The sequence below is a fragment of the Paenibacillus sp. FSL H7-0442 genome (assembly GCF_038593105.1).
In the GTDB taxonomy this organism is placed as follows: domain Bacteria; phylum Bacillota; class Bacilli; order Paenibacillales; family Paenibacillaceae; genus Paenibacillus; species Paenibacillus polymyxa_D.
This window is the reverse complement of sequence record NZ_CP151963.1, coordinates 2,409,688-2,422,500: the sequence shown is the minus strand read 5'-3', so window position 1 is coordinate 2,422,500 and position 12,813 is coordinate 2,409,688. Positions and strand designations below refer to the sequence as shown.

The window sequence follows — 12,813 nt, the reverse complement described above, 5'->3', positions numbered from 1 at the left end:
CCGTTTTATAACCTTTATGCGCGAGAAACATGGATAAAGGAGTTTTGGAAATACGGGATACTCCAAGCAATACAATATCCGCTTTGAGAATGGCGCTCACATCTTTGCCATCATCGTATTGAACCGCAAAATCCAAGGCCTCTACACGCCGAAAATAGTTGTCGTCCAGTCGGTGCAGCAGACCAGGCTTCTCTTTGGGATCGTTATGGAACGTATCGGCAAACGCCTGCATCATTGGTCCCATAATGTCGACAGCCCGCACATTCAGCCGGACAGCCTCTTCTTTCATCGCCTCTCTCAATTCCGGCTGTACCAGCGTATAAGCTACAAAGCCTCTACGCTCGGCAACTTCCTCCATCACCCGGCTCAGTTCGTCTTCATCCCTCACGTTCATAAATCTTTTGATCTCTGTGTCCGGTAACTCAAACTGGCGCATGGTCGCCTGTACGACAGCTTCTGCCGTCTCGCCAATCGAGTCTGAACAGATCGCTATAAAATGACTGCTCGCCTGAACCATTCGATTCCTCCCATTAATCCTCTGCTACCATATCGAGCAACATTTTAATAATATTTGTTTTTGTAATACGTCCCACGACTTTCCAGTGCTCTCCTGGCTTGTCGGAGTCGGAAGGGACGACGACAGGCAGACTGTCGATTTGACGGGCAATAATTTTGCGCGCTGCCTCTAATACCGTATCCTCTGGGGAAACGGTGACAACATTCGCCTGTCGGGTCATCACTAGGCTGACAGGAATGGTTGCTGCATTGGGATTCCCTAACGTTACCTTAAGTAAATCCTTGCGGGAAGCTACCCCTGCCAAATCTCCGTCTTCATCGGTAACGATCAAATTGCTCACATTTTCCAAAAAGAGAGCTACAACAGCTTCCTGAATCGTTGTTGTTTCACGTACGATGACTGGAACCCCGTGAAGATCGCCCACCTTCATTTGCAATAGCCGGAATTTTTCCTCCCGGTTCGGCGTGCCCCGCTTTCCAACAAAATATCCGACCTTGGGCTTTGCATCTATGTAATTCAGAATACCCAATTTGGATAGGTCGGTCCGAATGGTCGCCTTACTGAGATTAAGCATTTCCGCAATCTGATCCCCGGTAATTGGGGCATGCTTTTGTACGATGTTTAAAATTTCTACTTGTCTTGCCGTAAGGTCGATGATGAACGTCCCTCCTTTTTTTCTTGCGATCTAATATTGAATATAATACGTCATATATAACAATAAATCAACCTTAAAAAGCATATAAAACATCACATATATAAAATTAAAGTGGTTATTCATGTCTTTTTATCATTTAAAACACTTATTCAACACAAAAAAACGGGCACTTTACACCCTGCTCTTTCGAGTAAGGCGAAGTACCCGCTCTCTTATTCGTATCTTAAAGCATCAATTGGACGCAGCTTAGACGCCTTCCGCGCCGGATATACTCCGAACAACACTCCGACTGCCATACAGCACAGAAAAGAGTAAAGCACGGGCTCTATCGAATACACAATCGGCATTTGGACGAATTTCTCAAGCAGTTTTGCACCTCCGAGACCCACCATTACGCCAACTAGTCCACCCATCAGACTGAGAAAAACAGCCTCAGCCACAAACTGCAGCATAATATCACTACGTTGCGCACCAATCGCTTTACGAATCCCGATCTCCCTCGTACGTTCCGTGACGGACACCAGCATAATATTCATAATGCCGACACCTCCAACGCCAAGCGCAATTGCAGCTACACCGGCCAGCAGCATATTCATAATCCGATCAACCCCGGACACTGTTTTTAAGATTTCCGTCTGGGTCATGATCTGAAAGTCATCGCCCTCTGATGGCTTTAGCTCATGTCTGACACGAAGCACCTGCCGAATTTCTGCACTTGCCTGATCAATCTTCTCCTCTGATGTTGCAGAGGCGTTCACCTGCTGAATACTCATATTGCCTAGCCGTTCCATCCCCGTTGTAATCGGTACATATACCTGCTGACCGCTGTTACTCATATTGGAATTGGAATTTGCCAGCACACCGACCACCTTAAAAGGAAGCTGTTTGATCATGATCGTCTCACCGACCGCTCTGGAGGCATCCGGACCAAAAATATTACGGGCCGCATCACTCCCAAGCACGGCCACATTCATTTGTTTATCCACTTCATAGTGGGTAAACGACCTGCCTTGAGCTAGTGACAGCTTTCTCACATGAACGAATGCCAGTGAAGTCCCCTCAATTTGTCCGCTGACCTTATTGCGACTCCACGTAATATCTGCATTGGTCATAGCACTTGGTGCTACCTCTGCTACTGCTTTTTGCTGCTCTAGCGCATCGATATCTTTTAGAGATATTCCTTTCGTCTGATTGAACGACATGGAACTAGAGCCATCATATGGAGCATAAGGATAGATCATCAGCAGATTATTTCCCATACTGTTGATCTGAGATGTAATCGTAGCCGTTGATCCTTTACCGATGGCTACAATCATAATCACAGCGGCCACTCCGATAATAATGCCCACCATGGTCAGCAAAGATCGCAGCATATTGGTTCGCAAACTGTTGAGTGATACACGGATAATTTCCTTAAACTTCATGCCTTCACTTCCTCTGCCGCCATTCTTCGTTTCCCAACAGGCTGATCCTCTTCAATCCGCCCATCTCGAAAATGAATCAGACGCTTGGCGTATTCCGCAACCTCTTGATCATGAGTAACCAATACAACCGTTTTCCCCTGATCATTCAGACGCTGAAAAATCCCCATTATTTCAACACTTGTTTTGGAGTCCAATGCGCCTGTAGGTTCATCCGCCAAGAGAATGACCGGATTGTTCACAAGTGCGCGGGCAATGGATACCCGCTGCTGCTGACCGCCTGACAATTCGTTCGGCCTATTGTTCATCCGATCGCCTAGACCTACGCTAGTGAGGGCTTCCATTGCCCGCAAACGACGCTCCTTGACAGGAATACCTGCATAAATCATAGGCAGTTCCACATTCTCCAGAGCCGTTGATCGCGGGAGCAAATGAAATTTTTGAAATACAAATCCGATTTTCTGATTACGTATAATAGCCAGTTCATCCTCACGGGCATCTAAGATCGAATAGCCGTCCAAATAAAATTGTCCTGACGTAGGTAAATCCAGACAGCCGATAACATTCATCATCGTGGACTTGCCTGATCCAGACGGTCCCATAATCGCAACAAAATCACCGTCAGCAATATCAAGTTGAACCTCACGCAGAGCATGAATTTCCTGATCTCCGACATGGTACACTTTTTTCAAATCCTCAATCTGAATGACGTATCTCATACCCGTTTAAAAGCCTCCCTGCATGCCGCCCATAGCGGAAGGGTCCGGCGGAGGTTCAGGAGCAGGCACAATAAGCGTGTCACCCTCCTTTACACCTGACTTGAGTTCGACTCGATCTGGCGTATAAAATCCGAGTTCTACGGGCTTGAAAGTGCGCGCCCCTGGATTTGCAGCATTATTAGCGGAAACATACACGCCATCCTGTCCCCCTTCGGATCTCAGCGCAGTCGCAGGTACGAACAGTACATTTTTGTGTACTCCCAAAATAACGGCCACATTCATAATCATGCCCGTTTTGAGCTTGCCTTTCGGGTCATGAACAGACAGTTCCATCAGATACGTCGTCATCCCTTCATCCGTAGAGGCTTCCGGTGACACGAATTGCACCTTCCCTGGAAATGATTCACCCGGATAGGCATTGGTAGTCAACACGGCTGAAAGACCCTTCTTTACTTTGACAATGTCGGTCTGACTTACCTTCACAACCACCTTAAGGTCGTTGGAATCCGAGTTATTCATGACAATGAATGGAGCTGTCGGACTGGTCCCCACATCCCCGTTCACCTTCAAGATTACCCCGTCCCAAGGTGCTGTAACCTGAAGCTTGTTCAATTCATTTTTCTTCTGCTCCAGTTCCGTCGCCTGTCTTCGAACCTCTATCCGTGAGGCTTGAATATTGGATGCATCAGCCGGAACCTGAATTTTGCGAAGCTCTGCCATTGCCGTACGATATCCGATTTCAGCCTCTGAAATGGTGCGACGTTTTTGTGACATGATTTTGCGGAACTGCAGATCCAGACCATCATAGTCCGTCTGTGCTTTATCCAGTGCTTGCTCTGCCTGCTCCAATTCACTGTTGGACACCGCCCCGGCATCATGTAAAAACTTTTGGTCTTCATATGCCTTTCGCGCCTGTTCCAACTGCTTTTGGGAAGTTTTCTTCTGACTTTCGGCTTCTTCCAGCTCAAATGATTCTTGCGCTGTATCGATAGCCATTTTGGCCCGAAGTACATTTGTTTTCTGAATTTCAATGTCCTCAGCCTTCGGACCTTTCTCCAATTCAGCCAGCTTGGCTTTAGATATTTCCAAAGTATCAGACGCACTCTGAATTTGCATTTTAATTTCAGAACTGTCCAGAAGAGCCAGGACTTGTCCTTTCTTCACTTTGTCTCCGGCCTTCACGTTCACCGCTGCCAGCTTATTTTCGCCTGCGCTTGTAAAATTCAACTTCACTTCCTTGGAAGCCTGTACGGTACCGGACGTATCCAGCTTCTCGCTCACATCGCCGCGTTCTACTTTAAGCTTCTCATCCTGAACCAACGGTGCCGCCTGTTCTTTGGGCAAATTTAGGTATACTGCTGCTCCGCCTCCACCGACAACCAGTAGAACAATTGCAGTCCAGATCCACTTTTTTCTCCGTTTTCTCCGTAACTTGATTAAAGCGTCATTTAAAACCGTTTCTGCCAATGCCGTTTCCTCCCTATGTGCTCCATGGCTTGTTCAACGTATACTCATTTTGATCCAACTCGATCGCAAGCTCTTCCATTTGCCGTTCAATCTGGTTCACTTTCAACTGATTATTTTTCAATTCCATCTCAATAATTAGACCTCTGGCCCACTTTTTGCGTGATAATTCCAAGGCCTCTTTTGCTGTACGCAAGCTTTCTTCCAGTTGTACGTATTTCTTTTGATTTTCCTTAACTGTGGCATACAAATTACGGAGAGATTCGGCAAAATCCTTTTGACCTTTGTCGAGTTCCTCCTTAGCCGTATCGACATCCATTTTAGCTAGATCATAAGCACCAGCACCATTGTTAAAATCGAAATATCTCACATTAAGCTCCGAAGTTTTGATGCTATCCTCCAGCTTCCATAAATTTGGATTCATGTCTGTCAGCTGTTGTATATGTAATTCGATATCCAGCTTCTTCGGTTCCTTGTACACGGGTCGATCGACCAATTCATAAGCTGTTCCATTAGGCTGTCCCATGAGGAAGTTCAGGGCATCCCTGGATTTTTGCAACGCAATTTTCCCCTGCTCTACGGTTTGCTGAGCTTGGCTTCTGGCCTGTGTACTCTCGTTTTTCGCATGCTCAGACAGCTTTCCGCGCGCAAATTTGGCAAGTGCAATCTTTTCCTCCGCTTGGGCGATTTCAAGCGCTTCTAGATCATTTTTCACCTGATTCTCTGCCACGAACACACTTTGATAGCTTTTCATCACATTAAAATAAATCTGGTCTTTGGCGAACTGCGCCTGCTTTTTGCTGGCTAAATAAGATAGCGTCGAGGAACTGTAATTTCTCCATGACGTTTCATCATCAACATACTCATTGTCTATAAAATCGACAGGTGAATTGCCCAGGTCCTTTTCTGCATTTTTCAGTTCCATTCTGCGGCGCTCTACGTCCCGTTCGGCGGTACGTGTATTGTAACTGTTCGTCTGTGCCCATTCCGCGGCCTGCTTGAGTGTCAATGTAGGTAAAGCCTGACCCGTTATGGATGATGTCTTCGATGGAGCCGCAGCAGAAGGTTTAACTGACGTACTTGATGCTACATTTCCTGATAAACTCTCAGCCTGTACAGTGGAGGCCAAGCCTGATGATAATGACAATACAAGCAGCACGGCAGCCGCTTTTTGCTTCATAGATGAATCTCTCCCCTTTCGGTGCATTCTTCGAATCTTTTCCGTTTTTTTCGACATAAATTTCCACAAACTCTTGCATTCTAATTGTACTTTCAGGTTTGTGTTGGTACAAGGTGTCAATACAATACATTTTTGTAACCTTTACTTCCAGATTACTCGCTTTATACTACTTTTCGTCCAATCAGATATGGATTCAACCTATTTTTACCTTAACTTTACCTAATTTTCAGCTAATTTTAAGGAAACCAACAGCATCTATTAAGGTTTGGAACATATACTAGAGAAAGAATAACAGCCGCTCACTGGGAGGGTTAATAGATGATAAAAGAATCTCGTATGACAACCACTAACGAACCGTCTGATTTGTGGATGACCCGCTTTTTACGTGAATCAGATCAAAAAAAGAAACAACTCATCCGGGAAGCCCGGAAAAATAACGATATACCACTGATGAACAGCATTTCTTTTCACCTTGCCCAACGGGATCAGCAGCATCTTATCGGATAAAATGACAAATGAATCTTATGCTATAAATAACAGATTACCTCTAGTTATCTGCTTCGTATGCTAGATGAAAAAGACCGGGACAAATCGTTAATTGACTTGTCCCGGTTCTTTATGACGATCAAATTTAATATAAAACCGCATAGCTTGTTCCGCGCCTATTCTTCCATCTCTGCCTGCGGATCATAGAGATATTGATCCAGTGGAATGCGCCCGTTTTCATTAAACCGTATGCCTTCCTCCTCCAAATACAGACGCTGCAGGGATGCGGACTCATCCTCCTGCAAAGCAATCTCCCCCAAACGGTTGACTACTCTATGCCAAGGAAGCCGGTGTTTTTGGCTCAATGTATGCAAAATCCGCACCACCTGTCTGGCACCTCTTGGGCTTCCGGCCTCTGCCGCAATTTGACCGTAAGTCATTACTTTTCCCTCAGGGATCAACAGTATAATTTGAAGCACACGGGCAGTGAAAGGCTGCATGTTCTAATTCCTCCGTATTACTATTGCTTTTTCAATAATTATAGCACCCTGAACAGATGCTAAAAACCCCTGCTCCTACAAATGTAAGAAACAGGGGAAAACCCATCGTTAAAATTTAGAATCCGCTCAGACCCTGCCTTTTTAAATCCTGTGCTACCAATCGTGCCAGTTCCCTTGCACCTTCATAGTTTGGATGGAGTGTATCACCGTTCATGTACAAAGCCAGTGTAGCGACTTTACCAATAGAAGTAAAATAAGCGGAGCTAAGAACATTCAGGTCGACTAAAGGCGTTTGTTCCTCTTGAGCCAGCGCCAAAATAGCACTTCTATACCATCTATTTTCTGCGTTGTGTACATTGTTAGCATTAAAGTCAGTGGCTCGTCCTTGCGGAGTTGACAGGATTACCGTCGCCCCCTTAGCCTTCGCCTGCCGGATCATATCCCGCATCCAGTCCTTAAACTCTGCTTCGCTTTCGTTATGCTTTGGATTGGTGTCATTAATGCCCAATTGGAGAATAAAATAATCCCCCGGCTTAATATATTGGACGATGGCCTCCAACTGACCGTCCTGATGGAAGCCTCTAGCAATTTGGCCTCCTGACGCCATATTGCGAATTTGAAAAGTATTCGTGTTCACAAACTCTGGCAGCAGTTGACCCCATCCCGCCTGCACGCTGCTATCCAGCGGATAATAGTTACATACCGTAGAATCCCCACCGATATAAATTGTTCGATTCGTAACCGGATTGCTAGATAATTGCCTGATTTCCATTGCACTGAGTGTGAAGACCGCCCCCTCTTTGCCTTCAGTAACCAGCAGATTTAGTTGTCCGTCTGTTACTGGAATTTGAAAGCGATCCTTGGCCCCATTCCCTGTCATATTTATGACCTGATACACCCCTTCAGCTGCAATACTCGAACGAGAGGTATCTCCTAAAGTAACCGACACCTCATACAAACCAGGAGGAAGATCAACATCAAAAGTATTCTCGCTTTTCGTACCTGTAACCAGGAAACGTACCGCATCACTTGCCACTCCAGTCCCCGAAGCACTGACATTACGCATATTCTCAGGGGTACGAAAGCCATAGCCACGTGCTAAGTCATAAGACAGCGAAGCGCTCACTCCGGTATAACCCGTTTCGACCGTACCTCCGCCAAAATCAAACTTGTACTCGCCAGCGGATGCCTGGGCCGGGAGAGCTATGCCCACACCTGTTGCACCACATAAAAAAGCTGCTAAAAGCATATGAGTCAATCCTTTTTTCCACACCATTCTTCATTCCTCCTCCAGATTTTTAATTGTACGAAGCAATGGATATTTACTGTAAGCGCATACATAAAATTCTACCCATTGTTGCAGGGTTATGCCTGTGTAATTCTTATGCAAAAGAAAAGTAGTTTAATCGTTAAGCTTGAAACTTGTCTTGTACACAAAAAAGCTTCGCAGTTACATCTGCGAAGCCTCATGAAGCGATATTTCGTCATATCAAAATTACTACATTAATCCGCAACCAAAATTCCGTCAAAGCTCTCTGGACCTACACGTATTGTACCCAGCAGGTTAGCTGAAACAAAAGCAGTGTACACCAATTGTTCCGTAATCGGCGGGTTAAAGTCATCGGCTGAGAATGCAATAACCTGTGGAGCCAACAAACTCAAACTAAAAGTTGACGTGGCCGAATAAACAACAGGGTCAGTAACCAGGGTACCTCTTACAATAGTGATCGTTATTCCGACTAAAGCAAGCGGAAGTTGAAGCGATATAGTTCCTTTAAGCAAAACCCGTGGCGTACCTGTAGCTCCCAGTGTGTTTAACCCGATCTGCCCGAACAATTGAGGCGTATTTATAAGAGTGATCGGAATGGCAATAGAGTTGGCTGTCGAAGCATTTTGGGATGTTCTCCCATCAATAAATGTTCCCATGGTTTCTCCTCCTCTCTCTATCAGATACTCATAGACTATGAAAAAGTTTGTTTTGTGCTTGGACTGAATAACTTGTAAAACACACAACTTCTGATGAATAGGCTAATGTGCAGCCCCTTCTCTAGCCCTGTGAATACACTAAACCAACACTGAGAAAGGAGGGATGTCATGTCTAATAAGTTTAGAGCCACCTTAAGGGGGGCTAATGAAGTGCCTCCTGTCAGAACAAATGCGACAGGAACAGCCGAATTTCGTTACCGTCCAACGAGCCAACAATTAAGCTTTGAACTGACTGTACGCAATATCTCACGGGTAACCGAAGCGCATATTCATCTGGGACGAAGAGGTGAAAATGGCCCTGTTGTTGCTACACTGTTTGGTCCTTCGAAGTTTGGAATAACCGTTAGAAGAGGCGTCGTTAGCGGCGTGCTCCGTGCATGTGATCTTACCGGTCCACTCAGAGGCAGAACCATTTATGATTTGGTGTGCCAAATTAGAGAGGGTAATGCCTACGTCAATGTCCACACGATCCGTCATCCGAATGGTGCTATTCGTGGACAAATTAGACGCGCACCTATCAAACGTTGCAAATAACGAATAATCATGAGTATAAAAAAGAACTTCCATACCACTCATTTTGAGGCTATGGAAGTTCTTTTCTTAATTCAGGATTTTTGCAAAATCCTCAATTCTTAACAAAAGTTAAGAAGTTCATAAGCGTTTCTTAAGCCGTTCCCTTTAGGGTTGTTAAGAACTTTATCTTTTAATAGAAAGAGTTCAACAAGATACAGTTCACTCCTGAAAGGAAATGAAGCTTATGAAGCCTACGACCAAAGAAAAAATTCCCGAATTGCAGTTGGTCAGAGCCATGGCGATTTTAGCCGTCTTGATGGTACATGCCACTTCTTATGCAACGGTTCAGCTTACAAATTCCAGCCTATATGTTGTATACAATGCGCTCAATGTGTTGATGAAGTATGGAACCCCCGTATTTATCGCGCTTAGCAGCATGGTACTGTTCTACAACTACAAGGATCGTCCAATGGGACGACAGTTCTTAAGTCGCTTTTATAAGCAGAGATTGCTGTATATTCTCTTACCTTACGTCATGTTCTCCCTATTTTATTTCTTCCTGTCTCTTATGGCTAGCAGCTCCGAACCATGGAATATAGCCACACTTGCGAAAAGCTTTGCTCTGAAGCTGGCGACAGGCAAAGCGTATACCCATTTATATTATATTTTTATCATGATACAATTCTATCTTGCATTTCCATTCGTACTGTGGCTGTTCCAGCGATATCGGCAACTTCCACAATGGTCTATTGTCCTTGGGCTGTTGCTACAGTGGTCATTTGTAATTGGCAATAAATTTCTATTTCAGGTGCAAAATAAGGGCAGTTGGGCACTGTCTTATGTAGCCTGTTACATGCTGGGTGCTGCTCTAGGTTATTACTACCCACAGCTGAAAACGTGGTTTCTGATGCGTAAGGGGCAACGAAGTGTTGCCGGAGTGCTGACATGGATCACAATTTGGGCTTTATGGCTGATTTCAGCCACCATGCATGTCTATATGTGGTGCGAAAATAGAATGTACGGAATCTCGTATAATTCGCTAGTTTTCGAACTTATGTATAATATGTACAGCCTGTCTAGCACGCTGGTAATACTACAGATTTCCTTTTTAATGTATAGACGACAACATTCCTTTGTCACTCGCAAGCTGGAACGTCTGGGCACACTGTCTTTTGGTGTGTATCTGATTCATCCGTTTTTCCTGCTTCTGTATCGGCAGTTTTCACCACATATCGGTTCTCCGCAGCTTATTCATGTGTGGTACGCTGGAGGTTTTTTCTTTGCACTTCTTTGCTCTTGGCTCGTCGTGTCTACCATCTCCCGTTTCCTACCATTTGCTTGGATCCTGTTCGGTCAACTACCGGGAATAGAAAAAAGACAATTCAAGCAAGAAAACCGTATTTCTTCAACTGAAACAGCACTATCCAAAGGCTGACGTCCCCAAGCAAGCGAACTGAGAAGAGTGTCCATAGCCTCCATCTTTAAAAAAGTATATAATACGCCATATTGTATACTGCTGGAAAGAACAGAAAGGGTGCACGGGCCATGCATAACGGAACCATTTTATTAGTAGACGATGAGCCTGAAATTATTAAGCTGATGCAAATTTATTTGGAAAATGAAGGATATCGACTGCTTATGGCACGAGACGGACTGGAAGCTCTGGAGCAAATCAGTCGGGAATCGATAGATGTGATGGTGCTTGATGTGATGATGCCCAATATGGACGGGGTTGAAGCTTGCATGAAGATCAGGGAAACCGAGCATTTTCCGATTATTATGTTGTCTGCGAAGGGACAAGATATGGACAAAATCACAGGACTCAGCGTTGGGGCCGATGATTACGTCACTAAGCCGTTCAGCCCGTTGGAACTGGTGGCACGCATTAAATCCCAGCTGCGTAGAGTACGGAAATATACCCATTCCTCCCCTGTATCGGAGCATGAAATGATACTGGATGAACTCTCCATTAATTCTGCTACGCATGAGGTCACTCTCGCCGGAGAATCCATTAAGCTGACCCCACGAGAATTTGCCATTGTCGAGCTGTTGGCCCGTAATCGTGGTCAAGTGCTGAGCATGGAGCAGATCTATGAAAAAGTGTGGAAGGAGCAATATCTGGAATCCAACAACACGCTGATGGTTCATGTGCGTAAAATTCGCGAGAAAATTGAGGCTGATCCGAGAAAACCCAAATATCTAAAAACGGTGTGGGGCATCGGCTACAAAATGGAAAAATTCGATTAATGGAGGATTCACGTCTTGAAGGCAAAACGATATGATACGTTGGGATGGAAGCTGGCAGCCCTTAGCCTTGCCGCTTTCGCTCTAACCGGACTGATTTTGATGGTGTCTTATTATGGAGCATCTTTGCTACTATGGCTGAATCCTTCCCGTTCATTTTTTGGCACCCGTCTGGTTCGCTGGACCGTAAATCACATTGGGTCCCCACTGATCATGCTGGTAGGCGGGCTACCTACATATATTTATTTCTTTTTCCTTTTTACCAAAAATACGATTGGTTACCTTCGCGAAATTACGACGGGGATGCAAGAGTTTGCTGACGGAGACCTGTCCTATACGATTCCTGTTTCTTCAGCGGACGAGCTGGGTACCTTGGCGAAAAATATGAACACCATGGCGGACAAGCTCCGTCTCTTGCTGGAAGAAGAACGGGCTTCTGCCAAGGCCAAAAACGACCTGATCACTGGCGTATCCCATGATCTTCGTACCCCGCTAACATCCGTGATCGGTTTTTTGGAATATATTGAAACCGACCGCTATCGGGATGAAATTGAGCTGCGCTATTATGTGAACATTGCTTATGAAAAGTCATTGACGCTTAAGAAGCTGATCGACGAGCTGTTTGAATACACGCGTGTGAGCGGTGGCAGCCTGCCACTGGAGCTGGAGCCTGTAGATCTCGGCAAATTGCTCACTCAGCTTGCTGAGGAATTTGTACCCTCTCTGGAACAGACAGACATGTCCTACCGTGTCCGAATCGTCGAGCCTGTTCGGATTCTAGCCGATACCGACGAGATGGTACGCCTGTATGAAAATTTGTTTTCCAACGCTATTCGATACGGAAAAGACGGCAAACGCCTTGATATCACCATAGGACGCGAAGACGACGAGGCGGTGGTAATCTGCACCAACTACGGCACCCCAATTCCTGCGGAAGATGTCCCGTACTTGTTTGAACGGTTTTACCGGGTGGACAAATCACGTTCCAAGGAAACTGGAGGCACCGGGCTGGGCCTTGCGATTACAAAAAGTATTACCGAGCTGCACAATGGCCGCATTTCGGTTAGGAGTAATCGCAGACAAACAGATTTTGAAACCCGTTTTCCCCTCTATCATGCTCGTTAGGCG

14 protein-coding genes (1 of these 14 only partly in view) are annotated in these 12,813 nt (G+C 45.4%); 5 read left to right on the top strand and 9 right to left on the bottom strand.

Features of this window, described 5'->3' with window-relative positions; translation table 11 throughout:
- The 6 genes from MHH57_RS11140 to MHH57_RS11115 all read right to left on the bottom strand — a co-directional run.
- Window positions 1–517 carry the 5' portion of a pyruvate, water dikinase regulatory protein gene (locus MHH57_RS11140; protein ID WP_342435090.1) on the bottom strand. Its footprint begins 287 nt before the window's first position, so the window shows 517 of its 804 coding nt (coding positions 1–517); its start codon is at window positions 515–517; its stop codon lies beyond the left edge, outside the window.
- 13 nt (window positions 518–530) lie between these two features.
- Entirely contained in the window at window positions 531–1,145 is a 615-nt protein-coding gene (locus tag MHH57_RS11135; RefSeq protein WP_223822107.1) for a helix-turn-helix transcriptional regulator, read from the bottom strand.
- 239 nt (window positions 1,146–1,384) lie between these two features.
- Window positions 1,385–2,596 (bottom strand): ABC transporter permease, encoded by a 1,212-nt coding sequence (locus tag MHH57_RS11130; protein ID WP_029518436.1) that lies wholly within the window; start codon window positions 2,594–2,596, stop codon window positions 1,385–1,387.
- Window positions 2,593–3,312, bottom strand: a complete 720-nt coding sequence (locus MHH57_RS11125) for an ABC transporter ATP-binding protein (protein WP_029518437.1) — start codon at window positions 3,310–3,312, stop codon at window positions 2,593–2,595. Before MHH57_RS11125 ends, MHH57_RS11130 begins: the two co-directional genes overlap by 4 nt.
- A gap of 6 nt (window positions 3,313–3,318) precedes the next feature.
- Entirely contained in the window at window positions 3,319–4,779 is a 1,461-nt protein-coding gene (locus MHH57_RS11120) for an efflux RND transporter periplasmic adaptor subunit (RefSeq protein ID WP_029518438.1), read from the bottom strand.
- Between the two features lie 13 nt (window positions 4,780–4,792).
- A complete protein-coding gene (locus tag MHH57_RS11115; RefSeq protein ID WP_029518439.1) occupies window positions 4,793–5,956 on the bottom strand; it encodes a TolC family protein in 1,164 nt (387 codons plus the stop codon).
- A 318-nt stretch (window positions 5,957–6,274) separates the two neighbouring features.
- On the opposite strand from MHH57_RS11115, the gene MHH57_RS11110 reads away from it, so the two are divergent.
- The gene (locus MHH57_RS11110) at window positions 6,275–6,463 is read left to right on the top strand and encodes a hypothetical protein (RefSeq protein ID WP_019687137.1); all 189 of its coding nucleotides are present in this window, start codon (window positions 6,275–6,277) and stop codon (window positions 6,461–6,463) included.
- Window positions 6,464–6,618: 155 nt separating this feature from the next.
- On the opposite strand, the gene MHH57_RS11105 is transcribed toward MHH57_RS11110, so the two are convergent.
- The 3 genes from MHH57_RS11105 to MHH57_RS11095 all read right to left on the bottom strand — a co-directional run bounded on the left by MHH57_RS11105 (window position 6,619) and on the right by MHH57_RS11095 (window position 8,868).
- Window positions 6,619–6,942 carry an MGMT family protein gene (locus tag MHH57_RS11105; RefSeq protein WP_029518440.1) on the bottom strand — a complete coding sequence of 108 codons (324 nt, stop codon included), beginning with the start codon at window positions 6,940–6,942 and terminating at the stop codon, window positions 6,619–6,621.
- 115 nt (window positions 6,943–7,057) lie between these two features.
- Window positions 7,058–8,218, bottom strand: coding sequence for a GDSL-type esterase/lipase family protein (locus MHH57_RS11100; RefSeq protein WP_029518441.1), 1,161 nt, complete (start codon window positions 8,216–8,218; stop codon window positions 7,058–7,060).
- A gap of 227 nt (window positions 8,219–8,445) precedes the next feature.
- Entirely contained in the window at window positions 8,446–8,868 is a 423-nt protein-coding gene (locus MHH57_RS11095) for a hypothetical protein (protein WP_029518442.1), read from the bottom strand.
- Between the two features lie 168 nt (window positions 8,869–9,036).
- Here MHH57_RS11095 and MHH57_RS11090 point away from each other — a divergent pair, with 168 nt between their 5' ends.
- The 4 genes from MHH57_RS11090 to MHH57_RS11075 all read left to right on the top strand — a co-directional run bounded on the left by MHH57_RS11090 (window position 9,037) and on the right by MHH57_RS11075 (window position 12,810).
- The gene (locus tag MHH57_RS11090; RefSeq protein ID WP_023988435.1) at window positions 9,037–9,462 is read left to right on the top strand and encodes a CHRD domain-containing protein; all 426 of its coding nucleotides are present in this window, start codon (window positions 9,037–9,039) and stop codon (window positions 9,460–9,462) included.
- A gap of 223 nt (window positions 9,463–9,685) precedes the next feature.
- Complete coding sequence (locus MHH57_RS11085; RefSeq protein WP_029518443.1) at window positions 9,686–10,876, top strand: acyltransferase; 1,191 nt, start codon at window positions 9,686–9,688, stop codon at window positions 10,874–10,876.
- Window positions 10,877–10,986: 110 nt separating this feature from the next.
- Complete coding sequence (locus MHH57_RS11080) at window positions 10,987–11,688, top strand: response regulator transcription factor (RefSeq protein ID WP_029518444.1); 702 nt, start codon at window positions 10,987–10,989, stop codon at window positions 11,686–11,688.
- A 15-nt stretch (window positions 11,689–11,703) separates the two neighbouring features.
- Window positions 11,704–12,810 (top strand): HAMP domain-containing sensor histidine kinase, encoded by a 1,107-nt coding sequence (locus MHH57_RS11075; protein WP_342435089.1) that lies wholly within the window; start codon window positions 11,704–11,706, stop codon window positions 12,808–12,810.
- Window positions 12,811–12,813: the final 3 nt, after the last annotated feature.

Coding starts and splice junctions, on each gene's coding strand:
- MHH57_RS11105 (WP_029518440.1), bottom strand. CDS start 6,942: ATGCAGCCTTTCACTGCCCGTGTGCTTCAAATTATACTGTTGATCCCT.
- MHH57_RS11115 (WP_029518439.1), bottom strand. CDS start 5,956: ATGAAGCAAAAAGCGGCTGCCGTGCTGCTTGTATTGTCATTATCATCA.
- MHH57_RS11090 (WP_023988435.1), top strand. CDS start 9,037: ATGTCTAATAAGTTTAGAGCCACCTTAAGGGGGGCTAATGAAGTGCCT.
- MHH57_RS11130 (WP_029518436.1), bottom strand. CDS start 2,596: ATGAAGTTTAAGGAAATTATCCGTGTATCACTCAACAGTTTGCGAACC.
- MHH57_RS11100 (WP_029518441.1), bottom strand. CDS start 8,218: ATGGTGTGGAAAAAAGGATTGACTCATATGCTTTTAGCAGCTTTTTTA.
- MHH57_RS11110 (WP_019687137.1), top strand. CDS start 6,275: ATGATAAAAGAATCTCGTATGACAACCACTAACGAACCGTCTGATTTG.
- MHH57_RS11095 (WP_029518442.1), bottom strand. CDS start 8,868: ATGGGAACATTTATTGATGGGAGAACATCCCAAAATGCTTCGACAGCC.
- MHH57_RS11080 (WP_029518444.1), top strand. CDS start 10,987: ATGCATAACGGAACCATTTTATTAGTAGACGATGAGCCTGAAATTATT.
- MHH57_RS11125 (WP_029518437.1), bottom strand. CDS start 3,312: ATGAGATACGTCATTCAGATTGAGGATTTGAAAAAAGTGTACCATGTC.
- MHH57_RS11085 (WP_029518443.1), top strand. CDS start 9,686: ATGAAGCCTACGACCAAAGAAAAAATTCCCGAATTGCAGTTGGTCAGA.